Source organism: Arthrobacter oryzae, assembly GCF_030718995.1.
GTDB classification, from domain to species: Bacteria; Actinomycetota; Actinomycetes; order Actinomycetales; family Micrococcaceae; genus Arthrobacter; species Arthrobacter oryzae_C.
The window spans coordinates 2,585,896-2,607,995 of record NZ_CP132204.1 but is presented as its reverse complement, the minus strand read 5'-3'; the positions used below and the strand labels follow the sequence as shown (position 1 = coordinate 2,607,995).

Annotated in this window: 21 protein-coding genes, 1 tRNA gene and 2 riboswitches; of the genes, 7 read left to right on the top strand and 15 right to left on the bottom strand. The window is 66.3% G+C overall.

Annotated features, from left to right (window positions below):
• Positions 1 to 60: 60 nt before the first annotated feature.
• The 3 genes from Q8Z05_RS12020 (at position 61) to Q8Z05_RS12010 (ending at position 1,024) form a co-directional block, all read left to right on the top strand.
• A tRNA-Arg gene (locus Q8Z05_RS12020) sits at positions 61 to 133 on the top strand.
• A 1-nt stretch (position 134) separates the two neighbouring features.
• On the top strand, positions 135 to 623 hold the full coding sequence (locus Q8Z05_RS12015) for a DUF6314 family protein (RefSeq protein ID WP_305939866.1): 489 nt from the start codon (positions 135 to 137) through the stop codon (positions 621 to 623).
• Positions 620 to 1,024 (top strand): NUDIX hydrolase, encoded by a 405-nt coding sequence (locus tag Q8Z05_RS12010; protein WP_305939865.1) that lies wholly within the window; start codon positions 620 to 622, stop codon positions 1,022 to 1,024. Before Q8Z05_RS12015 ends, Q8Z05_RS12010 begins: the two co-directional genes overlap by 4 nt.
• 9 nt (positions 1,025 to 1,033) lie before the next feature.
• On the opposite strand, the gene Q8Z05_RS12005 is transcribed toward Q8Z05_RS12010, so the two are convergent.
• Both Q8Z05_RS12005 and Q8Z05_RS12000 read right to left on the bottom strand, forming a co-directional pair.
• Entirely contained in the window at positions 1,034 to 2,947 is a 1,914-nt protein-coding gene (locus tag Q8Z05_RS12005) for an ABC transporter ATP-binding protein (RefSeq protein ID WP_305939864.1), read from the bottom strand.
• The gene (locus Q8Z05_RS12000; RefSeq protein WP_305939863.1) at positions 2,944 to 4,641 is read right to left on the bottom strand and encodes an ABC-F family ATP-binding cassette domain-containing protein; all 1,698 of its coding nucleotides are present in this window, start codon (positions 4,639 to 4,641) and stop codon (positions 2,944 to 2,946) included. The genes Q8Z05_RS12005 and Q8Z05_RS12000 overlap by 4 nt, the downstream gene beginning before the upstream one ends.
• A gap of 183 nt (positions 4,642 to 4,824) precedes the next feature.
• Here Q8Z05_RS12000 and Q8Z05_RS11995 point away from each other — a divergent pair, with 183 nt between their 5' ends.
• The gene (locus Q8Z05_RS11995; protein WP_305939862.1) at positions 4,825 to 5,556 is read left to right on the top strand and encodes a hypothetical protein; all 732 of its coding nucleotides are present in this window, start codon (positions 4,825 to 4,827) and stop codon (positions 5,554 to 5,556) included.
• Positions 5,553 to 6,287: a hypothetical protein gene (locus Q8Z05_RS11990; RefSeq protein WP_305939861.1), complete on the top strand. Its 735-nt coding sequence runs from the start codon at positions 5,553 to 5,555 to the stop codon at positions 6,285 to 6,287. Before Q8Z05_RS11995 ends, Q8Z05_RS11990 begins: the two co-directional genes overlap by 4 nt.
• Before the next feature lie 198 nt (positions 6,288 to 6,485).
• Here the strand turns inward: Q8Z05_RS11990 and Q8Z05_RS11985 are convergent, their stop codons facing one another.
• The 10 genes from Q8Z05_RS11985 to Q8Z05_RS11940 all read right to left on the bottom strand — a co-directional run bounded on the left by Q8Z05_RS11985 (position 6,486) and on the right by Q8Z05_RS11940 (position 17,887).
• Positions 6,486 to 9,512 carry an alpha-mannosidase gene (locus Q8Z05_RS11985; protein ID WP_305939860.1) on the bottom strand — a complete coding sequence of 1,009 codons (3,027 nt, stop codon included), beginning with the start codon at positions 9,510 to 9,512 and terminating at the stop codon, positions 6,486 to 6,488.
• Between the two features lie 173 nt (positions 9,513 to 9,685).
• A complete protein-coding gene (gene fdhD / locus Q8Z05_RS11980) occupies positions 9,686 to 10,558 on the bottom strand; it encodes a formate dehydrogenase accessory sulfurtransferase FdhD (RefSeq protein WP_305939859.1) in 873 nt (290 codons plus the stop codon).
• A gap of 71 nt (positions 10,559 to 10,629) precedes the next feature.
• Positions 10,630 to 12,195, bottom strand: coding sequence for a molybdopterin molybdotransferase MoeA (locus tag Q8Z05_RS11975; RefSeq protein WP_305939858.1), 1,566 nt, complete (start codon positions 12,193 to 12,195; stop codon positions 10,630 to 10,632).
• Positions 12,192 to 12,575, bottom strand: coding sequence for a DUF6457 domain-containing protein (locus tag Q8Z05_RS11970; protein ID WP_305939857.1), 384 nt, complete (start codon positions 12,573 to 12,575; stop codon positions 12,192 to 12,194). The genes Q8Z05_RS11975 and Q8Z05_RS11970 overlap by 4 nt, the downstream gene beginning before the upstream one ends.
• A gap of 76 nt (positions 12,576 to 12,651) precedes the next feature.
• Entirely contained in the window at positions 12,652 to 13,269 is a 618-nt protein-coding gene (gene mobA, locus Q8Z05_RS11965; RefSeq protein WP_305939856.1) for a molybdenum cofactor guanylyltransferase, read from the bottom strand.
• Between the two features lie 45 nt (positions 13,270 to 13,314).
• Complete coding sequence (locus Q8Z05_RS11960) at positions 13,315 to 13,815, bottom strand: HNH endonuclease (protein WP_028271305.1); 501 nt, start codon at positions 13,813 to 13,815, stop codon at positions 13,315 to 13,317.
• A 223-nt stretch (positions 13,816 to 14,038) separates the two neighbouring features.
• Complete coding sequence (locus Q8Z05_RS11955) at positions 14,039 to 14,803, bottom strand: NlpC/P60 family protein (RefSeq protein WP_305939855.1); 765 nt, start codon at positions 14,801 to 14,803, stop codon at positions 14,039 to 14,041.
• A 154-nt stretch (positions 14,804 to 14,957) separates the two neighbouring features.
• Complete coding sequence (locus tag Q8Z05_RS11950; RefSeq protein ID WP_305943548.1) at positions 14,958 to 15,632, bottom strand: C40 family peptidase; 675 nt, start codon at positions 15,630 to 15,632, stop codon at positions 14,958 to 14,960.
• Positions 15,633 to 15,702: 70 nt separating this feature from the next.
• A riboswitch (cyclic di-AMP (ydaO/yuaA leader) is annotated at positions 15,703 to 15,861 on the bottom strand.
• Positions 15,862 to 16,009: 148 nt separating this feature from the next.
• The gene (locus Q8Z05_RS11945) at positions 16,010 to 16,834 is read right to left on the bottom strand and encodes a M23 family metallopeptidase (RefSeq protein ID WP_305939854.1); all 825 of its coding nucleotides are present in this window, start codon (positions 16,832 to 16,834) and stop codon (positions 16,010 to 16,012) included.
• A 3-nt stretch (positions 16,835 to 16,837) separates the two neighbouring features.
• A riboswitch (cyclic di-AMP (ydaO/yuaA leader) is annotated at positions 16,838 to 17,050 on the bottom strand.
• A gap of 141 nt (positions 17,051 to 17,191) precedes the next feature.
• Positions 17,192 to 17,887: a metal-dependent transcriptional regulator gene (locus tag Q8Z05_RS11940; protein ID WP_305939853.1), complete on the bottom strand. Its 696-nt coding sequence runs from the start codon at positions 17,885 to 17,887 to the stop codon at positions 17,192 to 17,194.
• A 280-nt stretch (positions 17,888 to 18,167) separates the two neighbouring features.
• Between Q8Z05_RS11940 and serC the strand changes: the two genes are divergently transcribed.
• The gene (gene serC / locus Q8Z05_RS11935; protein ID WP_305939852.1) at positions 18,168 to 19,298 is read left to right on the top strand and encodes a phosphoserine transaminase; all 1,131 of its coding nucleotides are present in this window, start codon (positions 18,168 to 18,170) and stop codon (positions 19,296 to 19,298) included.
• Between the two features lie 21 nt (positions 19,299 to 19,319).
• On the opposite strand, the gene Q8Z05_RS11930 is transcribed toward serC, so the two are convergent.
• Genes Q8Z05_RS11930 through Q8Z05_RS11920 form a run of 3 tightly spaced genes read right to left on the bottom strand, consistent with a single transcriptional unit; the run spans position 19,320 to position 21,678 of the window.
• Entirely contained in the window at positions 19,320 to 20,684 is a 1,365-nt protein-coding gene (locus tag Q8Z05_RS11930; protein WP_305939851.1) for an MFS transporter, read from the bottom strand.
• 41 nt (positions 20,685 to 20,725) lie between these two features.
• Positions 20,726 to 21,286 (bottom strand): DUF3027 domain-containing protein, encoded by a 561-nt coding sequence (locus tag Q8Z05_RS11925; protein WP_305939850.1) that lies wholly within the window; start codon positions 21,284 to 21,286, stop codon positions 20,726 to 20,728.
• 8 nt (positions 21,287 to 21,294) lie between these two features.
• On the bottom strand, positions 21,295 to 21,678 hold the full coding sequence (locus Q8Z05_RS11920; protein ID WP_011690655.1) for a cold-shock protein: 384 nt from the start codon (positions 21,676 to 21,678) through the stop codon (positions 21,295 to 21,297).
• Between the two features lie 184 nt (positions 21,679 to 21,862).
• On the opposite strand from Q8Z05_RS11920, the gene Q8Z05_RS11915 reads away from it, so the two are divergent.
• Positions 21,863 to 22,096: a hypothetical protein gene (locus tag Q8Z05_RS11915; RefSeq protein WP_305939849.1), complete on the top strand. Its 234-nt coding sequence runs from the start codon at positions 21,863 to 21,865 to the stop codon at positions 22,094 to 22,096.
• Positions 22,097 to 22,100 lie beyond the last annotated feature (4 nt).

The window sequence follows — 22,100 nt, the reverse complement described above, 5'->3', positions numbered from 1 at the left end:
CCTTGTATGCTTGTATCCGTGCCCGAACAGGACGGCCTGTGCCAACCGCTTCGGGCGCCCGCCCTCGTAGCTCAGTGGATAGAGCACGGCTCTCCTAAAGCCGGTGTCGTTGGTTCGATTCCAATCGAGGGCACTTGAACTTCCCGCCGCTAACCGACCTGCGTGCCTACCTGCTGGGCAGCTGGTCCGTGGACCGCACCCTGTGGGACCGCAGCTCCGGCGCCCGCGGGACTTTCACCGGTGTGACCCGCTTTTCCCCAAGGGACGACGACGGCGGCCTCGACTTCCACGAAGAAGGCACCATGCGCTGGCCTGCTCCGGACGGCGGGAGTTTCGCGGGCCCCGCCAGCCGCGACTACATGCTGCAGCCTGCGGATTCCCCCGATGCAATGGACATGGCCTTCCCCGACGGGCGGCCGTTCCACCGGATGAGCTTCCGGGAAGCGGCCAGCCAGGACCAGCACTGGTGTGATCCGGACACCTACCGCGTGACGTATGCCCGCCGCGGTCCCGACGAATTCAGCTACGCCTGGGATGTCCAGGGACCGCGGAAGGACCTGCTCCTGGAATCGACCCTGCGCCGGCTCAGGCCGGGATCGGATGAGCCGGGGTCGGCGGCATGAGGGACCGCATCGTGGTGTCCGCGGTCTGCGTTTACGACGACGCCGGCCGCCTCCTGACCGTCCGCAAGCGCGGGACGGACAAGTTCATGCACCCGGGCGGCAAACCCGAACCCGGCGAAACGGCAGCCCAGGCCGCCTCCCGTGAACTGCTGGAGGAAGTGGGCATCGTGGTGGCGCCGGAGGATCTCCGGCTCATGGGCGTGTGGCTGGCCGACGCCGCCAACGAGGCCGCAACGGACATCGAGGCCACGGTTTTCACCGCCCCCGGAACCTGGCATGCGCACCCGTCCGCGGAGATAGCCGAAATCCGCTGGCTGGACCTGGCCGGAGAACTGCCGGCCGACCTTGCACCCCTGTTGACGGACCACATCCTGCCTGCCCTCGCCGCCGGCCGCAGGTAGTTTCATGCACTAGAACTCCGGCACAGCCTCTTGCACCACGGCACTCGCTTCCGCGAACTGCGTGCGGTAGAGCTCCGCGTACCGGCCTTCCGCCGCGAGCAGTTCAGCGTGGGTACCGCGCTCCACGATGGTGCCGTCCTCCACCACCAGGATCATGTCCGCCGCGCGGATGGTGGACAACCGGTGGGCAATTACGACGGCGGTACGGCCCTCAAGCGCGGCGCCCAGGGCCTCCTGGACCGCGGCTTCGTTGGTCGAATCCAGGGCCGCGGTGGCCTCATCCAGGATCACGACGCGCGGCTGGGCAATGAGCAGGCGGGCGATGGTGAGGCGCTGGCGTTCGCCACCGGAGAGGCGGTAGCCGCGCTCCCCCACCACCGTGTCCAGGCCGTCCGGGAGCGACCGGATCATGTCTTCGAGCCGGGCCTGGCGCAGTACGTCCCACATGAGCTCGTCGCTGGCCTCCGGCCGGGCCAGGCGCAGGTTGGAGGCGATGCTCTCGTGGAACAGGTGCCCGTCCTGCGTCACCATGCCGAGCGTCTGCCGCATCGAATCAAAGGTGAGGTCGCGGACGTCCACGCCGGTCCCCGGCGTCGTTCCGCCGAAGCGGACGGCGCCGGAATCGACGTCGTACAGCCGGGACAGCAGCTGGGCGATGGTGGACTTTCCGGCGCCCGAGGAGCCCACGAGGGCGACCGTCTGGCCGGGTTCCACCCGGAAGCTGACGCCGTGCAGCACCTCTTCACCGCCGCGAGTGTCAAGCGTGGACACGTCCTCCAGCGAGGCGAGTGATACCTTGTCCGCCGACGGGTAGGAGAAGCGGACGTCGTCGAACTCCACGGACAGCGGCCCGGCCGGCGATGACACCGCATCGGGCTTCTGCTGGATGAGCGGCTTGAGATCCAGGATCTCGAAGACCCGCTCAAAACTGACCAGGGCGCTCATGATCTCGACCCGGGCGTTGGAGAGGGCGGTGAGCGGTGCGTAAAGGCGGGTAAGGAGCAGTGCCAGCACCACGACGTCGCCCGCGGCCAGCTGCCCCTGCAGCGCCAGGAAGCCGCCCAGCCCGTAGACCAAGGCAAGCGCCAGCGCCGAGACGAGCGTCAGGGCGGTCACGAAGGTGAATTGCAGCATCGCCGTCCGCACGCCGATATCCCGGACGCGTCCCGCGCGGGCGGCAAATTCCCGGGACTCCTCATCCGGTCGGCCGAAGAGCTTCACCAGGGTGGCGCCGGGGGCGGAGAAGCGTTCCGTCATCTGGGTGCCCATGGAGGCGTTGTGCTCCGCGGCTTCCCGGCGCAGGTCGGCCAGCTTGGAGCCCATCCGGCGGGCGGGGATGAGGAAGATCGGCAGCAGGATCATGGCGAGCACGGTCACGAGCCAGGACTTGCCCAGCATCACCACGAGGGTCAGGGCGAGGGCCACGACGTTGCTCACGACGCCGGACAGGGTTCCGGCGAAGGCGGACTGCGCGCCGATCACGTCGTTGTTGAGACGACTGACCAGGGCACCGGTCCTGGTACGGGTGAAGAAGGCGATCGGCATCTTCTGCACGTGGTCGAACACCTTGGTGCGCAGGTCCACGATGACGCCCTCACCGATGGTGGAGGACAGCCAGCGCGTCACGAGTCCCAGCCCGGCCTCGGCCACGGCCACGACCGCGATGAGCACGGCCAGCCCGATCACGACGTCGGCGCCTACTCCGGCGATGATGGCGTCCACCACCTGCCCCGCGAGGACCGGGGTGGCAACGGCCAGGACTGCCATGGCGATCGAGAGCAGCACGAAGGCGATCAGTTTGCCCCGGTGCGGCCGGGCGAAGCCGAACACGCGCTTCAGCGTTGCCTTGGAGAACGGCTTGGAGCCGCTGGAGGCCCGCGTGATGTTGTAAAGGGAGCTCCAGGCTACCCGGTCCATGCTCATCGTGACTGGCCTTTCGTGGCGCGATCTGCCGCGCCGGGAGATGTTGCGGCGCCGGCGAACTGTTCGGTGACAACGCCGTCCTCGACGTTCCAACGGACGTCCAGGCGCACGTTTTCCAGCAGCCGGCGGTCGTGCGTGACCAGGAGCAGGGCGCCGTCGTAGCTTTCCAGTGCTTCTTCGAGCTGTTCGATAGCGGGGAGGTCCAGGTGGTTGGTGGGCTCATCCAGGACCAACAGGTTCACCCCGCGGGCCTGCAGCAGCGCGAGCGCGGCGCGGGTCCGTTCCCCCGGCGAGAGCGAATCGACCGGGCGCGAGGTGTGGTCCGCTTTGAGGCCGAACTTGGCCAGCAGGGTCCGGACCTCCGCCGGGGTCAGCTCCGTCAGGACGGATTCGACGGCGTCCCCCAGTTTGAGGTGGCCGGCCAGCAGGCCACGTGCCTGGTCGATTTCGCCGATGGCCACAGAGGCGCCCATCGCAGCGTTTCCGGAATCAGGCTGCCGGATCCCCAGCAGCAGCCGGAGCAGGGTCGACTTGCCGGCCCCGTTGGGGCCTGTGATACCGATGCGCTCTCCGGCGTTGAGCTGCAGGTTCACCGGCCCCAGGGTGAAGTCGCCCTGGCGCACGACGGCGTCACGCAGCGTTGCCACCACCGCACTGGAGCGCGGCGCCTGGCCGATACTGAACTGCAGCTGCCATTCCTTGCGGGGTTCCTCGACCTCGTCGAGCCGGGCAATCCTGGACTCCATCTGACGCACCTTCTGGGCCTGCTTCTCCGAGGATTCGGTGGAGGCCGCACGGCGGATCTTGTCATTGTCCGGGCTCTTCTTCATGGCGTTGCGGACGCCCTGGGAGCTCCACTCACGCTGGGTCCGGGCACGGGAGACGAGGTCCGCCTTGGTGGAGGCAAACTCTTCGTAGCGCTCCCGGGCATGGCGGCGCGCCACGGCGCGTTCCTCCAGGAACGCCTCGTAGCCGCCGTCGTAAACCGCCACGGAATTCTGGGCCAGGTCCAGTTCAACGATGGTGGTGACACAGCGTGCCAGGAATTCGCGGTCGTGGGAGACCAGGACTACGCCGCCGCGGAGGCCCTGCACGAATGCTTCCAGCTTGGCCAGCCCGTTGAGGTCAAGGTCGTTGGTGGGCTCATCGAGCAGGACCACGTCGAAGCGGCTCAGCAGCAGCGCGGCCAGAGCCACCCGGGCGGCCTGTCCGCCGGAGAGGCCGGTCATGAGCGCGTCCGGCCCCACGTCGAGTCCGAGGTCGGCAAGGACCGGTGCAATCCGCTCGTCAAGGTCCGCTGCGCCGGAGGCCATCCAGCGGTCGAACGCCAGGGAGTAGGCATCATCCGAGCCGGGGGCGCCCGAACCCAGAGCTTCGGCCGTGGACTCCATGTCCGAGGTTGCCTGGGCACAGCCGGTCCGGCGCGCCACGTACTCCGCCACGGTTTCGCCGGCAACGCGTTCATGTTCCTGGGGCAGCCAGCCCACGAAGGCATCTGACGGGGCAAGGCTCACCGAGCCGGACAGGGGCTGGTCCACACCGGCCAGCAGCCGGAGCAGGGTGGACTTGCCGGCACCGTTCGCGCCCACAACGCCCACAACGTCGCCGGGCGCCACAGTGAGGGAGAGTTTTGAGAAGAGTGTTCGGTGGTCGTGACCGCCGGAAAGGTCTTTGGCAACAAGGGTTGCAGTCATTAGTCCATCCTCTCACTGCGGCCCAAAACGGCCTGGAATCCCGCCGGGCATGGAAGAACCCGCTGGTCCGGACTTGGGGGGTGTACGGACCAACGGGTTCGACCATTTAGCATAGTTCATATACCCCCCGCCGTAAAATCGGCCAATGAGACCAGCCCCGCCCCACCCTGCAGGAAGCCATTAATGCCACTCCCCGCCAAGGCGTTCCAACGCTGGCTTCACGGAATAGCGCCCCAGGCGAGCACCGCTGACATCTGCAGAATCTCCGGGGTCAAGCGGACCACCCTGGCCCAGCAGTTGGTGCGCGGGAAGGTGGCCGAGAGCACGGTTGTCAGCATCAGCCGGGCCTTCAACATCAATCCCGTGGCGGCGCTGGCTACCTTCGACAACTACAGCGAGCTCGCCGGAAGCCCCGCGCTTCCCACTGCCGCGGAACTCGTCAGCCAGATTGCCACCATGGATTTACTGAAGGCGGTCATTTCGCGGTCCGCTGCAGCCGGCAGCGAAACCGACCGGCCACCGCCGCTCACCCCGGCCCCGCATGCAACATCCGTCAAGAACTGGGTGGACGCGATCGACGACGGTGAACTCCGGCACCGGGTTTCCAGTTCCACGGGCATCGCCCCGCAGAATTACTCCGCGCAGCTGACAGCCAACCGGCTGACCCCCGAACTGGCCCTCGCAACGTCAAGGGCCGCCGGAGTCGGCCTGACAGGCGGGCTGGTGGCCACCGGCATGATCACCGAATCCGAAGCAGGCTGGCCACCCGGTGCGCGGCAGGCTGCGCTGGACGCCATGTCCGACGGCGAGCTCGCCGCCCTGGCCGGCGAGAGGCTGCAGGCGCTGGGGAAGACCCTCAAGCGCCAGGAACAAGACCACGAACAAACCAAAACGATCTGGGAGAACCTCGGATGATCGAGATCCTGCAATGGGCCACCCTGGCCGTCTGCTGCGCCGCCGCGGTGGCGCGAATTCCCAGTGCCATCAGGGGTGAGAACCGGTCGCTCTTCTATATTTTCGTGCTGGCCACGCTGGCGATCCTGCTCAGCATTGACGGACCGTACGTGGCCATCGACGGCCTTCTCGGCAGCAACAACATCGCCAACCTGGTACTCCGGTTTGTCCTCTTCGGCGTCATCTTCTTCATCGGGCTGCGCAGCCTCAGGGCGTTCGGCGCTCAGAAGTCCCGCAGCATGCTGCTGGGGCTGCCGGGACTGCTGGTGTTCGGCCTGGTCTCGGCCTTCACGGTGGTTGTTTTCCTCATGATGGATACGTCCGGCTCCTCGGCGGGGATGGTTGCCATCTCCCAGCGCAGCCCCCGGGATGCCGTGCTCGTGGAATACTATGGCGCCGCGGGCCGCGCTTACCCGGCGTACGTCTCAGTTGTGCTGCTCCCGGCCCTGGCCAGGGCCGTGGCCAGCCGGTTGCCGGCCCTGGTCCGGGTGGGCGCGTTCTTGCTTGCCGTCGGCGGTGTCTGCCTTGCCGGCAGCCTGCTCTTTCCCTTCTTCCCGCCACAGCTGCATTCGCTGCGGTTCTTCATCAATTACGGGGCCGCCCTGTGCTTCGTCCTCGGCCTTGCCGCCTTTTGGTGTGGCCGCGTCCGGGCTGCCGCGCCAGCGACGCGCAGGTCATCTACTGCAAAGTAGGCTGAGCGCTTTCACAAAATCATTAGAACATGAGAGAATCATGAATGTGTGAAAGTGGTGCAGGCTGGGCTCGCTAGCGGGCACAATCCGTGGGCGCCGGGCCCCCACTGAGCGCTATTGGGGGGATGAGTGGTGGCGGGCCGTTGGGGACCGCCACCACTCAGCCTGTTAAGGCCCTCACTGCACTTAATGGCCGCGTCAGCGGCTAAAGCGGAGGGTGACCAGCTGGAACGGCCGAAGCGCCAGCTTGGCGGAATCCCGTCCGGTCACAACGCCGTGCGCCTCAGCGGGGCGCTCCAGCAGGTCCACTGCCTGCACGTCCGTGGTATCAAAGTTGGCGGTCACCATCCCTTCGGACCGCTCCCCCAGGGATTCGTAGAGACGGACAATGACGTCCCCGGACCCGTCCTCCGCCAGCTTCACCGCCTCCACCACGATTCCCTGGTTGAACACCGTGAACAGCGGGCTGACGGGATGTGCCCCCTTCACCATGCGCGGGGCCAGGTTAGTCCGGTAGCCCTCTTCCACGGCGTCGGCAATGGCCGCACCGGGCCTGATGGTCACCAACAGATCGTGCCGGCCGCGGTCGGCACCGGGATCAGGGTACTTGGGGGCGCGCAGCAGCGACGTACGCACGGTAGTCGTTGTGCCGCCGTCGTCCCTCACCGTCCGGGTGACATCGTGACCATAACTGGAGGCATTGGAGACAGCCACGCCGTAACCCGGCTCCGCGACATGGATCCAGCGGTGGGCGCAGATTTCGAACTTGGCGGCCTCCCAGGATGTGTTGGTGTGGGTGGGCCGGAAGACGTGCCCGAACTGGGTCTCGGACGCTGAACGGTCCGCGCGCAGATCCAGCGGGAAACCGATTTTGAGCAGCTTTTCGCGTTCCTGCCAGTCCACGGAGGTCAGGATCCCCAGCGAGCCGGAACCTGCTTCCAGCGAAATCCGCTGGGTGATCGCGGACGATCCGACCAGCCGTTCCACCACGACGACGGCGTCCCAGCCGCCCCGCTCGAGGGTCACCGAATGTGCTTCGGTCAGGGAGGTCACGTTGCGCCGGTAGAACTCGTCGATATCCCACGCATCCCACTCATTGGGCGTATCACGATGGAGTTCCAAATGGTTCCCGAACTGGCCGGGGGCAATAGCTTCGCGGCCGCTGGCGTGGTCCACCAGGGACGTCAGGAGTCCGGTGGAATCCAGCACGGCCCGGATCACGCCGTTGTCGAGGACGTACCCGCCGTCGGATTCGGTGACCGTCACGGGGTGGTCGCTCCGGACCGGTTCGGCAGCCGCCAGTGCAGGCACGCCGCTGCGTTCGTGCGGTGCGGCGTTGAGCAGGAATTCGCGGTTTCCTTCACCGAGGGCGGCGTTCGCAGCGCCGGCAATGATGGCCTCCAGTGCGTCCGCGACGGCTGCATAATTCCGCTCGGCATCCTGGTGGACCCAGGCGATGGAACTGCCGGGCAGGATGTCGTGGAACTGCTGCAGCAGGACCAGTTGCCACAGTCGCTTCAGCTCGGCCGCCGGGTAGTCGAACGCGCCCGCGGTCCGGACGGATGCTGTGGCGCACCAGAGTTCGGCTTCCCGGAGCAGGTGCTCGCTGCGCCGGTTGCCCCGTTTGGTCTTGGCTTGGCTGGTGTACGTGCCGCGGTGCAGTTCCAAGTACATCTCGCCCACCCACACCGGCAGCGGGGAGTATTCGGCCTGCGCCCGGGCGAAGAAGTTCGCGGCGGTCCCGATCCGGACCCTGGGCGACCCTTCGAGGTCGGCGGTGCGGTGGGCCGCGGCGATCATCTCCCGGGTGGGTCCGCCGCCGCCGTCGCCGTAGCCAAAGGGGACCAGCGAAACCGTGCCACGGCCGTGGTCCCGGTAGTTGCGCTCCGCGTGCGCGAGTTCCCGCCCGCTGAGCTCGGAGTTGTACGTGTCAACGGGGGGAAAATGCGTGAATAGGCGCGTGCCGTCGATCCCTTCCCAGTTGAAGGTGTGGTGCGGCATCCTGTTGACCTGGTTCCAGGAGATCTTCTGGGTCAGGAACCACTTGCTGCCGGCCGCCTTGACGATCTGCGGCAGCGCTGCGGAGTAGCCGAAGGAATCAGGCAGCCAGGCCTCGCGGCACTCCACGCCAAACTCGTCCAGGAAGAATTGCTTGCCTTCGATAAACTGCCGGGCCATCGCCTCGGCGCCAGGCATGTTCGTGTCTGATTCCACCCACATACCGCCGACCGGCACGAACTGGCCGGCCTTGACCTTTTCGCGGATGCGGCCGAACAATTCCGGATAGAACTCCTTCATCCAGGCGAACTGCTGCGCGGATGAACACGAGAAAACGAAGTCGGGAGACTCATCCATCAGTGCCACTACGTTGGAGAACGTGCGGGCGCACTTGCGGATGGTTTCCCGGACCGGCCACAGCCAGGCGGAATCGATATGCGCGTGACCCGTTGCCACCAGCTGATGGGCCGAGGCGTACGCCGGGCGCGACAGTACTTCGGCCAGGGCTGCACGCCCGGCCGCCGCGGTGCCGGGTACGTCGTCCGGATCCATGACATCCAGCATCCGTTCCAAGGCGCGGAGGATCTCGTGGCGTCGCGGCATTTCCATCGGCAGCTCGTGCATGAGCCCGCTAAGGGTCCAGACATCCTGCTGCAGTTCCCAGACGGTCTGGTTGAGTTCGGCGATGGCGATGCTGCCCAGCCGGTACTTGGGGTCGTTCCCCGCCGTTGACTTGTCGCCATAGGGCATGGCCGCGAAAGTCCACCCCTGCGCAACGTCCGGGTTCGCGGCAGCCTCGACGTAGAAGTCCACTGCAATCCCGCTGCCGAGAAGCTTCAACGGTATGTACTGGTTCCGCGGCGAGATGGCCTTGATAATGGTCCCGTCCGGCCGCCACGCCGTTCCCTCGCACTGGAAGCCCGGGAGCTCGCGGGTGAACCCGAGGTCCACCACGATCTCGACTGCGGTATCCGGAGCGGTACCCCATGAATCGGGAACCTCCCCCTGCAGCCTCAGCCATTTGGTGCTCCAGGGACGCCCCCACGCCGATCCGTGTTCCAGCGGGACGAAGTCGTGGCGCAGGGCTTCCAGGACGGAAACGGGCTCGTCCGGAACATCCCAGCTGCTCAGGTTCAGCGGGACGCTGCGGGCATACACCGCGGGGTCCACGCGTTCGCGCATGAAGCGGTCAAGACGGACTTCCGTGATGCGGCGGTCGTCGTGCAATGTGGTCCTCTTTAATGCCTGTGGTTTGGAATCCTACAGCTGATTCGCGGGTTTGCCGGGCGTTGGCTTCAGCTTATGCGCTAGCCCTTGGACTCAGCTGAAGGAGCGGATCGGCGCGTCCATTCGATGGATAAAATCTACTGTGCCGGGCCGCATAAGCCAAGCGTTTTTCCCTATCCGGGCACGGGTGCGGGAGCCGTGATGCGGTGCTGTCCGGCATAGACGTTGAGGGTCGCTCCCCGGCTGAAGCCCGCCAGGGTCATGCCGCTGGCGTCGGCAAGTTCAACAGCCAGGCTGGACGGCGCACTGACCGCCGCAAGCACCGGAATACCGGCGAGTGCCGCCTTCTGGACCAGTTCGAAAGAGGCGCGCCCGGAGACCTGCAGCACCGTGCCGGCCAGGGGCAGCAGCCGCTCGCGCAGCGCCCAGCCCACCACCTTGTCCACGGCGTTGTGGCGTCCCACGTCCTCGCGGAGGCACAGCAGCTCAGCGCCGCCGTCGTCGGTGATCCGGAAGAGGCCCGCTGCATGGACACCGCCGGTGGTGTCGAAGACAGCCTGCGCGGCACGAAGCTGGTCCGGGAGCCCTGACAGCGTCTCAACCGGCACGGTCAGCGGATCCCCCGCCGGGCTGAAATGCGACGACTTGCGGACGGCATCGATCGAATCGGTGCCGCAGATGCCGCACGAGCTTGAGGTAAAGATGTTGCGCCCCCGCTCAGGAAGGACCACGTCCGGCCGCAGTTGGGCCTCCACCACGTTAAAGGTCTGCACGCCGTTCTCATCCTCACCTGCACAGAAGCGCAGGGAGATGAGCTGATCGGGGTCCCAGATGATGCCCTCGGAGACCAGGAATCCGGCCACGAGGTCAAAGTCATCGCCGGGCGTCCGCATGGTGACAGTAAACGGGAGGGAGCCCAGCCGTATCTCGAGCGGCTCTTCCACAGCCAGAACATCCTCCCGGTGCCGCACAGGGAATGCGCGGGACTGGGGTGAGCCGTCCAGGACGAACTTGTGGATCTTGCGGCGTTGCGTCATGCGGGCCACGATGCGCTCCTTAACAGTGCAGTTACGACCATCATTGCAAGCCCGGACCGGCTTCACCAGCCGGGGACGTTTCAGCCCAGCAGGGCGCTCCAGTCCACCGGACCGTCCGCCGCTGCGGGCTTGCGGGGTGCTTTGCGGGCGGCCGCCTTCGCTTTGGCCGCAGCGGGATCCGCCGTCTGGATCGGCGCGCCCCAGGGCAGGGCGAAGGCCGGTACCGGCTCCCCCAGCTGAACGCCGTGCGGCGGAACCACAAGGACGCCGTCGGCAGCCGCGAGGCCGCGCATCATCCCTGGTCCGGCGTGCCGGGCCGGCGATGCCATGCCGTACAGCAGCCTGAAGGGCATAAGCCGGGTCCGTCCCGGTTCAGCGTCGATCATGGTTCCGCAGGGCACTTCGCTGACCGGCGGCAGGGTGCCGTGGCCCAGGGCGGCCAGGAGCGGCGCCCCCACCGTGCAGAGCGCCATCATCGCGGCGAGGGGATTGCCGGGCAGGCCCAGGATGAAGCGGCCGTCCGGCAGTTCCGCGAGGACCGCCGGATGCCCCGGACGCATGGCGATGCCGTCGATCAGCAGGCGGCCGCCCAGTTCCGCAACGGCACGGCGGAGGTGGTCGGTCCCGGACTGGCCGGTTCCGCCGGTGGTGATGACGACGTCGGCAGGCACCTCCTCCGCGCCCGGCACCGGCGCTCCCAGCGATGGAACGGAACCGGTTTCCGGGGCCTGGCCAGCCTGCACGCCCGGACCGGCTTGCGGTCCGATGTCCTCGGGACCGATGTCTTCCAAGGCAGCAAGCCATTCGTCGTAGTTGTCGCCGATTTTTTCCTGCCCGGCGAAGATGCCGCCGAGCATCCCGACCACTGCCCCCAGTTGCGGGCCGAAGGTGTCGCGCACCTTGCCGGGCGAGGGAAGGCCTGCAGCGACCACTTCGGAGCCTGTGAGCAGGATCCTCACCACGGGCTTGCCCTGGACCTGCAGGGAGTCGTACCCGGCGAGCGCAGCGAGGGCTACGTGGGCCGGATTGAGGACCGCACCGCTTTTGACCAGGACGTCTCCGGCGGCTGCTTCCTCCCCGGCTTTCCGGATGTGCTGGCCGTTCTTCGGTTCGCCGGGCCGCGCCGAGCCGCCAAGGGCCAGGACCGGGAGCCCTTCGTCATCCGTTGTGATCATGCCGCTTTCGCTGCGGAGCACAGCCTTGGCGCCGGGGGGAATGAGGCCGCCCGTGACGATGGGGCTGGCCTGGTGCGGCGCCAGCCGGTGGCCGGGCTCTGCCAGGATCCACGGCCCCGTCCCGTTGACCGCCCAGCCGTCCATGGCTGATGAAGCATAGTGCGGCATATCCTGGAGCGCCGTGATATCCGCGGCGAGCGTCCTGCCCAGCGCACTCCTGAGCGGCACCGGTCCCGGCGGGATGGGTGTGGCGCAGTCGAACGACGCCTGCCGGGCCTCCTGCCAGGTGTGCGCCGCGTGGGTGTGCCCGACCCCGCGGGATCCCGCCGCCTGGGATTCGCCCCCTTGCGAAGCGGGAGCCTGGGAGTCGGCTGCGTCGGCTGCGTCGGCGGAGTCTGGGCCGCCGGCAGGATCCCCTTCTTCAAGGACGTCGCTGGCGGCGTCGGCGCCGCCCGGCGGCGCAGCCGTCATGCGCCGGTGTTCCTGCTTGTGGCGGGTGGCACTGCTGCCGGGTCGGCCGCCGGCCCGGACACGGCTGATTCCGACCCGGATGGCGAATGCTGCGTCGCCGCTGCCGTGTCCACTTCCGCATAGTCCATCGCCAGCGCCCGTGCCGTGCCCAGGGCAGCCTGCATGGAGACCGTGTCCGGGGCCTGGCCCGAGCCCGTGGCCATGCCCGCCGCGAAGCCGGCGATAAAGGTGGTCAACGGCGCCGCCGGGCGCACCACGGAGTGGGCTGCCACCCCGGCCAGCGCAAGTACTTCATTGACGTCCACCTCGACGTCCTCCAACTCGAATGCTTGCAGCAGCGCCCGGCACCAGTCTTCCAGCGTTTCTTCCTGGCTCTTCACTGTTGCCTCCAAACTCGAAAATTCAGTTGCGGTGCCACCGCACGGTCCACCGACGTCGGCGCATGCTGACGGCGGTTCACGCCCCCTGGCGGGACACCCCTAACGCGGTGGCATCGCCCCAGGTATCCACGTCGTCCGTGGCACCGGCGGGGACGGTTACAGTCCGCACGTCAAGCCTAGCAAGGAGGGCGAAGACTGATGCTCCCGCAAGCCCTCCGCTCCTGGCCTTTTCCTCGACGGCCCGTTGTAGCGCATGTGTGCTATAAAAGCCCGCGAGCGGCTGCTGGCGGCCGTCCGGCGAAACGGACATGACTCCTTCGGAGCCCGCGGACCCCGGGGATCCCGCGGCCAAGGCAGCCAGCAGGGCGGCCACCGCCTGGTCCACTTTGGGCATGTCACAGGCCAGAACCAACGTCATGCCTGCCCGATACGGCCCCTGCGCATGGGCAAGGGCAGCCAGGCCGGCAGCAATAGCTGCGGCAGGGCCGGCGAACGCAGGCTCTTCACGGCACGTCAGGACGCCGGAGGGCAGGACACCGGGATCGGGTCCCACCACCACTGTGGCGGTTGCCCCGGCGGCTGCCGCGAGCGACCGCGACAGGAGGGTGGCGCCGTCGTACACCAACTGGGACTTGGGCACGCCGCCCAGGCGGGATGACCGGCCGCCGGCCAGGATTAAGGCATCAAACTCCACAAGGCCAGCCTAGCGATGGAGCCGGCCCCGTGCAGCAGCGACGCCTCAGGCGGCGGATTCAGGCAGCAGGAACGGATCCCACGCGGGAGTGGGCTTTTCCAGCTCCTTAATCTGCCAGATGGTGCCGTGAGGGGGCGCCGGCACGAACCTGAGCTTCCAGCCCATTTCGGCCGGGGTGTGGTCGCCTTTCACGTTGTTGCATCTCAAGCAGGCGGCCACCAGGTTTTCCCACGAGTCGGCACCGCCCCTCGATTTGGGGTGGACGTGGTCAATGGTGTGTGCTGCTTTCCCGCAATAGGCACAGCGGTGGCCGTCGCGGCGCAGCACGCCCCGGCGGCTCACTGCCGTGATGGTGTTGTACCGCGGGCGGATGTAGCGGTTCAGGAGGATCACGGACGGGCGGCCCAGGATCTCCTGCGGCCCGACGACAGGATCGTCGCCTTCGGCCACCACGCTAGCTTTTCCGGTCAGCACAAGAACCAGCGCCCGGCGGAATGTCACAACCGCCAGCGGTTCATATCCAGCATTAAGAACGAGAGTGCGCATGCACATACCTCTTCACGGCCGCACCCGTCAGGGGCTCGAGGGCCGGCTGCCCTCTGCTTGTCCGGGCTATGGATCGACAACACAAGAGTAAACACTCAAGTGGCCGATCACCGAATCGGGCCGTTACCATACAGCCCGTGTCGATAAAAATTCACCTGCCGGAAACGCAAAAGAACCCCTGCCCGAAGGCAGGGGTTCTTTTGGCAAACGTGAGCCGGAGGCTTTAGCCGCCGACGCGGATGAAGACCGGGCCGGAGCCGACGTTGACGCTGAACAGGGAGGTGGTTCCACCGTTCCAGCCGCCGTGCACGGCCTGGCCGTTGCCAACGTAGACAGCGATGTGAGCCATGCCCATGCCGCCGTTCTGGTAGTAGGCGAGGTCGCCCGGCTGCGCCTCGGCTGCACTGACGGTGCGGCCCAGGGAGAGGTAACCTGCCGGCCAGCCGTGGTAGTTGATGCCCACGGCTGCAAGCGAGTTGGTGGCGAGGGCGGTGCAGTCCTGGGCAACGCCGAGCTGGGCGTAAGCAGCAGCTGCGATCGAGGCGCCGTTACCGCTGGCAGCGGCCGGAGCAGCCGGCGCGGGGGCGGCCGGAGCTGCGACGGTGGTTTCAACGGTGGCTGCCGGAGCGGCCTCGGGAGCAGCTTCCTGGACCTCAACAACGGGCTTGGGCTCTTCAACGACCGGAGCCGGGGAGGTGGATACAGCGGGCTTCTCGAAGGAGATGGCGATGCTGGATGCAGCCGAGATGTTGGCGGGAGCGGAAGACTGGACTTCCAAGGTGGAAGCAGAGGTTGCTTCGCGCTGAACATTGGTGTCGGCAGCGTTGGCTGCGATACCGCTCGTCAGGACCAGGCCGGAAGCAGCAGCGATAACCGCAGCCTGACGGCCCATGCCGCCGGCGTTGTCGCCGACAGCCTTGGCAATGACAGCAAGCGAGTTGGTTTTGGTAACCTCGGCGCGGTGCCGTGCGATGGCACGAGTAGTCATTATTTCTCTCTTTCGTTTTCCTCAGACTGCATGGCAGGCCGCGGCTTTTGGACGCTCCGGCATCTTGGGGGTAAGCCGGAACGGCCCGAACAGGGTTTTTAGCGAAGGACGCGCGCTTCACTGAAGGGAAGCACGTGTTTTAGCGCAGTGTGATTTAGCGCATGGTGTAGTACGCGGACGTGCCCGTGGCGGACACAGCGTGCAGGAGGGTGCCCTGCGACGGGTTCAACGCGCTGATCATCATGCCGTTGCCGACGTAGATGCCAACGTGTGCGCCGCCGTTTTGCATGACAAGATCGCCCGGCGCCGGGGTGGCGGTGGGCGTCATGGCAGTCCATGCGTTGGTGCGGGGGATGCTGATGCCGGCCTGGGCGTAGACCCACTGGGTGAAGCCTGAGCAGTCCCAGCCGCTGGGAGTGGTGCCGCCCCAGACGTAGGCACTGCCAATGCCGGTGTAGGCGATGGCAGCGAGGCCCGATGCTGCTGCAGACGAAGCGGCGTCGGCAAGCTTGCCTGCCTTGCCTTCTGCGTCGGCCTCAGTGGACGTTTCGCTGGCATCTGTACCGGTGGACTGTGCCCGGACGGTTTCAACCTTGGGCGCTGCCTTCGTGGTCACTGCCGGACGCTCGAAGGAAACAGTCGCTGTCGGTTCCGCGGTGACGGTCAGCTGGGCCGACTGTGAGCCGGACTCCGTGGAAGCGGAAACACCCAGGTTGGTGTCGGCGGCGTTCGCCGGCATTCCAACGCTGAGGATCAATCCGGACGCGGCTGCAATGACAGCCGCCTGGCGACCTACGGTTCCGGCGTTGGCAGTAACAGCCCGGGACACGGAGTTCAACGGGTTCGTTCGAACCGTTTGCGCACGGTGGCGCGCAGAATTGTGACGTGTAGACACGAAGGTAGCCTCTCCCAATGCCTACGAGGTGAGCTGTCGGATTCGGATGGGAGTCACCCGGCCGCTCGGCTTCCTGGGAAGCGTTGCGACTTAACCCCAAGGTCTTCTTGCGAAGACCAAAATTGGTTCCCCCGCCTCTGCCAGACGATGTCATGCGAACGGACCTTGAGCGGTGGCAGAGTTAGGCAATCCACTCAAGAGCGCCAACTTCGGAAAAGTTGGCGTGCTCTAAACGGTACAGGAATTAATAACGAATGTCACATTCAGGTCACGGCATGTCACAGGAATGCGAGAGCGGTCCATCGCTTGGATCAGAGCCAGCCGGTGGGGTCGACGACTTCGCCGTTGACCATGACCTCGAAATGGAGGTGGCAGCCGGTGGAGGCGCCGGTGGTCCCGCTGAGCGCCACGAGGTCGCCACGGCCCACTTTCTGCCCCACCTGGACGTTGGAGGACGAAAGGTGGTTGTACGTGGTTTCCAGGCCGTTGCCGTGATCAATCACCACGCGGTTTCCGCCGCCATAGGGGTGCCAGCCCGAGAAGGTCACTGTTCCGCTGGCGGCAGCGAGGACGCTCGTACCGCACTGGGCGGCATAGTCCTGGCCGCGGTGGAACTCACCGGCGCCGCCCGTGATGGGGCTGACCCGGAAGCCGAACGGTGAGGCCGAAATCATTTGTTCCAACGGAGCACCGAGGCTGCCGGCGGAGGCCGCACGGGTGATGGTCCCTGCCGACTGCGCGCTCAGTAGCTGCTTGAGCTTGCCGTCCGGATCACCCTTGGTGGCAACGTACGTGCGGTTGAAGTCGATTTTGGCACCTGCAGCAGCGGACACTTCCGGCTGTGGCGCAGCTGACGCAGCGGCGGCAGCGTTCCCCGTGTCCGCTGTGGACATCGCGGGGCCGGTGGACGGGACGGTCACAGTGAGGACGAGCCCGGTGGCCGCGAGGGCAATGCCCGCCTTCTGGCCCACACCGCTCGCCGAAGCGAAGGCCGTTACCTGGCTGAACAGGCTGCGGCGCCGGCGTGCATCACGATGCGCATCGCGCGGCCTGACCGTCATAACGGCTTCGGCCACTGGGTACTCCGAAGCGGGACCGGTCGCCCTGCGGCGGCCCCTGACGGTCTGCGTGGTCAAAAATTATCCTCTCTGGATAGCCTGCGAAGTTAGCTGTCGGATTCGGGTCAGAGAGATCAAAGACCCGGTCCGCCACTGCAAGGCATCCGACACAGGGGTATCCCTAAGGAATCCTTCGTCGGAGATGGCTTGCCGCTGACGGACTTCACCCCAAGGCCGTTTTTCAACGGCCGGTTGTGGTTCCCCCGCCTCTGCCAGGAGGTGTTTCGTACGCTGATCCGCTGGCAGAGCTCGGCTTCGGATCAGGTAACGCTTTAGTATCGGCGCTAGTCCACAACTATAGGTGATTAATCAGCGCGGTAATAATTCCGTTATCTGCGTCTCAGGCAGTTGTAGGTGGTCCTACGAGGTGCGCGGTCAGCTGACCGTAACAAATACGTGGGCCGCGACTTCGGGCGGCAGCTCAAGGGCCCCCTCGATCTCGGGTACACGCACCGAGATGTACTCCCCCACGCGTTCCAGGGCGAGGGACGCCCCCGGCCGGATCCCGCCTTCATCAAGCTGGACGAGCAGCTCGGGTTCAACCTGGATGGGTTCGGCCAGCCTGCTCACGGTGACGCGCGAGTCGGCCCCGTACCCGGTCATGGCGTCAAGGAGGTTCACCACGCCGTCGGTGAACGCGGGCGACGGTTCGCCGCCAAGCGCAGCCAGCCCGGGAATGGGATTGCCGTAGGGGGAAACCGTGGGGTGGTCCAGGAGTTCGAAGATGCGCCGTTCCACCCGTTCGCTCATGACGTGTTCCCACCGGCACGCTTCGTCGTGGACGTACGCCCAGTCGAGCCCGATCACGTCGGCCAGGAGCCGCTCAGCGAGGCGGTGCTTGCGCATGACTTCAGTGGCCCGTTTCCGGCCCGTTTCCGTAAGCTCAAGGTGCCGGTCGCCCGAAACAACCACCAGCCCGTCACGCTCCATCCGGCCGATGGTCTGCGAAACGGTGGGCCCGGAGTGGCGCAGCCGTTCGGCGATCCGGGCGCGGAGAGCCACGATGTTCTCTTCCTCAAGCTCCAAGATTGTCCGAAGATACATCTCCGTGGTGTCGATCAGATCCGTCATCCAGCTCAGCTCCTCGAGCACAGTCCTTGCGTCAGGGACAAGCTTAACCTATTTTGAATTACTCCGGATAATCTTCCGGCTGCCTCACCGTCAGCCGCCCCGTGAACTGCCGCATCAGTGTGCCGCGCCTCCGGGACCGGACCATGTCTCAGTGACTGGACTATGACGGATGCCGTTCCCTCCCGCGCAGGCGCGTCAGGCAGAATATAGGGGATTCCACCTGCAGTACCCCGTGCACTGCCGGGCCCCTCCGCGTCCATGCCGAAAAATTGGAGCCACTGTGAGCGACACCAGCATCACTATCCCCGCCAACCTCCTGCCGAAGGACGGGCGGTTCGGCGCCGGGCCTTCAAAGGTCCGCCCCGAGCAGATCGAGGCCCTGTCTGCCGCGTCTGCCACGCTCCTGGGAACATCGCACCGCCAGGCGCCGGTCAAGAACCTTGTGGGGTCCGTCCGCAACGGCCTCAGCGAATTCTTCCGCGCCCCGGAAGGCTACGAAGTCATCCTCGGCGTGGGCGGTTCAACCGCGTTCTGGGACATTGCGGCGTTCGGACTCGTGGAAAGCAAGGCACAGCACCTCTCCTTCGGCGAGTTTGGCTCCAAGTTCGCCTCTGCCACCAACAAGGCTCCGTTCCTGGATGCGTCCTCGATCATCAAGGCTGAGCCGGGGACCAGGCCCGACGCCGTGGCGGAAGCCGGCGTTGACGTCTACGCGTGGCCGCAGAATGAGACATCCACGGGCGTGGCCGCCCCCGTCAAGCGGGTTGCGGGTGCGGACGAAGGCTCGCTCGTCCTGGTGGATGCCACCTCTGCTGCCGGCGGCCTCGACGTCGACGTGTCTGAAGCAGACGTGTACTACTTTGCCCCGCAGAAGAACTTCGCCTCCGACGGCGGCCTGTGGCTGGGCCTCTTCTCCCCCGCAGCCCTCGAGCGTGCCGCGCAGATCAAAGCCAGCGGCCGGTGGATCCCCGATTTCCTGGACCTGCAGACGGCCATCGACAATTCCCGGCTCAACCAGACCTACAACACCCCGGCGCTGGCCACCCTGGTGACCCTGGACGCGCAGGTCCAGTGGCTGAACGCCAGCGGCGGCCTTGATTTTGCCGCTGCACGCACCGCCGATTCCGCCGGGCGCATTTACTCCTGGGCCGAGGCTTCCGACTACGCCACCCCGTTTGTTGCCAAGGCCGAAGACCGTTCCAACGTGATCGCCACCATCGACTTCGACGACTCGATCGATGCAGCGGCCATCGCTAAGGTCCTCCGCGCCAACGGGATCGTGGACACGGAGCCGTACCGCAAGCTGGGACGCAACCAGCTGCGCATCGCCACCTTCGTGGCGATCGATCCGGACGACGTCTCCGCCCTCCTGTCCAGCATCGACTACGTTGTAGGCGAACTACGGAAGTAGCGAGTCCGTGGCGCTGACGCGCTAGCGTTCGACGGCGTCGTCCGGGCTTTGGTCCCGGGCGGCGCCTTCTTCTTTCGGTCCTTTTCCTTCGGCATTTCCTTCAGCGTTTCGTGCGCGGTTGGACGCGCCGGGTACCACACGGAAATAGCGCAGTCCCCGGGCACGGCGGTTGAATGCGAGCTTCAGCTGCCCGGCGCGGATGATCCACACCACGCCGATCGCCGCGGCCAGCAGCCCTGAAGCGGCTGCCACGGACATGGACCAGCGGGGTCCGGCAACATTGGCCACCCACCCCACCAGCGGGGCACCGATCGGTGTTCCGCCCATGAAGATGGCCATGTACAGGGCCATGACCCTGCCGCGCATCACCGGGTCGGTGGTGGTTTGCACGTAGCCGTTGGCGCTGGTCATCATCGTGATGGCGAAGAGCCCCACGGGCACGAGCGCCACCCCGAACCAGAAGTAGTTCGGTGCCAGGGCCGCCACCCCGGACGTGACGCCGAATGCGCCGGCTGCCCCGAAGATGATACGAAGCCGGGGCTTGCTTCGCCCGGCTGACAGCAGCGCCCCGGCGACGGAGCCGATGGCCATGATGGAGTTCATCAACCCGAAGGCGCTGGCATCCAGCCCGAATTCGGTGCCCACCATGGCGGCTATGAACAGGACGAAATTCAGCCCGAGGGTGCCGACGATGAAGACGGCCACAAGCACCACCACGATGTCCGGGCGGAAGCGCACGTAACGCAGTCCCTCACGGATCCGCCCCTTGCCGGGAGCCGCCCTGGGAAGGACGCGCAGGGACGAAACCGGGATCTTCCAGAGGCTGAACAGAAGTGCCAGGAACGTGGAGGTGTTGATCAGGAACACCCACCCCGGCCCGACCGCCACCGTCAGCACGCCGGCCACAGCGGGTCCGATCATCCTGGCCACGTTGAAGGAGGCACTGTTGAGCGCCACCGCATTGGGCAGGTAGTCGTCCCGCACCAGCTCCGAGACGAAGGTTTGCCGGACGGGGGCGTCAAGGGCGGAGACAAGGCCCAGTAGCAGGGCAAAGGCGTAAACATGCCAGAGCTGCCCGGCACCCAGGACCACAAGGAGGCCCAGGCCGGTGCTCAGCAACGCCATGCCGGACTGGGTCATCAGCAGGAGGTGGCGGCGGTTGAAGCGGTCCGCCAGGAGTCCGGCCACGGGTGCGAGGAACAGCTGCGGCCCCAACTGCAAGGCCATGGTGATGCCCATGGCCCCCGCGTCGTGGTCAGTCAGGTGGTCAAAGACCAGCCAGTCCTGGGCGGTGCGCTGCATCCAGGTCCCGATGTTGGAAATCAGGGCGCCAACGAACCAGAGGCGGTAGTTAAGGATTTGCAGGGACTTGAAGGTGGACGTCATCTCCGGCCTCCGTGGTGCCTAGCCCCGCAAGGTTCCAACGGCTAGTCGACCTCGCGGGTGGAGTCGGCTTCTTCCTCCGGGGAGTCGCCGTCGTCCTCTTCGGACACTTCGGCGTCGGACGTTGTGACCCCGGCACTGTCCGCCACGGCATCCTCGGCACTGTCCGCCACGGCATCCTCGGCACTTTCCGAAACAGCAGCGTCGGCGTCCGCTTCGTTTTCCTGGGCGTCCTCGGGGCGCACCCGTTCAGCCCACGGCACCCACTCGGGTGCAAGGATGGAGTCGCCGGAGGGCAGCAGGCCGAGCTCGTTCACCGTGATGACTTTGGAACGGGAGTTGCGCGTCACCACCGCGTACCACTGCCACCCCTGGTAACCGGCCAGCCTGGACTCAAAGAGGTGCGTGACAATACGGTCGCCTTCGCTCTTGGCGCCGAGGTGCTGTCCGATCTGTTCGGCCGGGGCAATGCCCTCCACCGCCTCCCGGGCAAGGTCCACCGCGGCAGCGAGCACTGCGTCCGGTTTGCCGGTTCGCCATACAGGCACGCCGGCACGCGGCTTCGAAGCCGGTTTGGGGGTGCCCTGGTCAGGTTGGGAAGTCATGCGGATGCCTAGGCGTCCAGCTCGTCGGCAACCTTACGGAGGGCAGCAGCGATCGCCTTGGCCTTGTTGCCTTCCGGGTACTTTCCGGCGGACAGCGTTCCGGACAGGTTGTCCAGCACGGTCACCAGGTCCTGGACGAGGGGTGCCAGGTCCTTGGCGCTTGGACGCTTCGCCTTGGCAATGGACGGTGTCTTGTCCAGCACGCGCAGGCCGAGGGCCTGGGCTCCCTTGCGGCCGTCAGCCACGCCAAACTCCACACGGGTGCCCGCCTTGAGCTCCGTGACGCCCTCAGGCAGGGCGGATTTGGGCAGGAACACTTCCTGGCCGTCCTCACCTGCGAGGAATCCGAAGCCTTTTTCCTTGTCATACCACTTGACCTTGCCGGTAGGCACGTAATCAACCTTCTTCGTTCTGGACTTGCTGAGACACGGCCGGCGGCCACCGCATCCGCATTGATATGCGGGTTCAGGGTATGACTGCCCGGACCATGTTGGTCTGTATCTTCAAGGTTATCCTGCCGGGACCCGGATTCCCGCTTTGCGGCACGGGCACAGCGGGGCTGTTAGCGTTACTTCCATGACACCCTCGCGCTACCGGCGGCCACTGATGATAGTTGCGGCGGTTACTGCTGTCCTTTCGCTGGCTGCCGTGGGCGCCGTCATGGCCATAGCCTTTGACGGCGGCACGGCGCCCGTGTGGGTGACGTCCCTGGCCCTGTACGGCCTGCCGCTGGCATTCCTGCTGATGATCGCCCTGGTAATCGACGGCGTCGCGGCCCGACGCCGGGCAGGAAAGTCCGGCGGGCGGTAACGTT

Bases quoted from the DNA above. Each gene is read 5' to 3' on its own strand.
- Q8Z05_RS12010 (WP_305939865.1), top strand. From the start codon at position 620: ATGAGGGACCGCATCGTGGTGTCCGCGGTCTGCGTTTACGACGACGCC.
- Q8Z05_RS12005 (WP_305939864.1), bottom strand. From the start codon at position 2,947: ATGAGCATGGACCGGGTAGCCTGGAGCTCCCTTTACAACATCACGCGG.
- Q8Z05_RS12000 (WP_305939863.1), bottom strand. From the start codon at position 4,641: ATGACTGCAACCCTTGTTGCCAAAGACCTTTCCGGCGGTCACGACCAC.
- Q8Z05_RS11995 (WP_305939862.1), top strand. From the start codon at position 4,825: ATGCCACTCCCCGCCAAGGCGTTCCAACGCTGGCTTCACGGAATAGCG.
- Q8Z05_RS11990 (WP_305939861.1), top strand. From the start codon at position 5,553: ATGATCGAGATCCTGCAATGGGCCACCCTGGCCGTCTGCTGCGCCGCC.
- Q8Z05_RS11975 (WP_305939858.1), bottom strand. From the start codon at position 12,195: ATGACGGCTGCGCCGCCGGGCGGCGCCGACGCCGCCAGCGACGTCCTT.
- Q8Z05_RS11960 (WP_028271305.1), bottom strand. From the start codon at position 13,815: ATGCGCACTCTCGTTCTTAATGCTGGATATGAACCGCTGGCGGTTGTG.
- Q8Z05_RS11955 (WP_305939855.1), bottom strand. From the start codon at position 14,803: ATGACTACTCGTGCCATCGCACGGCACCGCGCCGAGGTTACCAAAACC.
- Q8Z05_RS11940 (WP_305939853.1), bottom strand. From the start codon at position 17,887: ATGACGGATCTGATCGACACCACGGAGATGTATCTTCGGACAATCTTG.
- Q8Z05_RS11930 (WP_305939851.1), bottom strand. From the start codon at position 20,684: ATGACGTCCACCTTCAAGTCCCTGCAAATCCTTAACTACCGCCTCTGG.
- Q8Z05_RS11925 (WP_305939850.1), bottom strand. From the start codon at position 21,286: ATGACTTCCCAACCTGACCAGGGCACCCCCAAACCGGCTTCGAAGCCG.
- Q8Z05_RS11915 (WP_305939849.1), top strand. From the start codon at position 21,863: ATGACACCCTCGCGCTACCGGCGGCCACTGATGATAGTTGCGGCGGTT.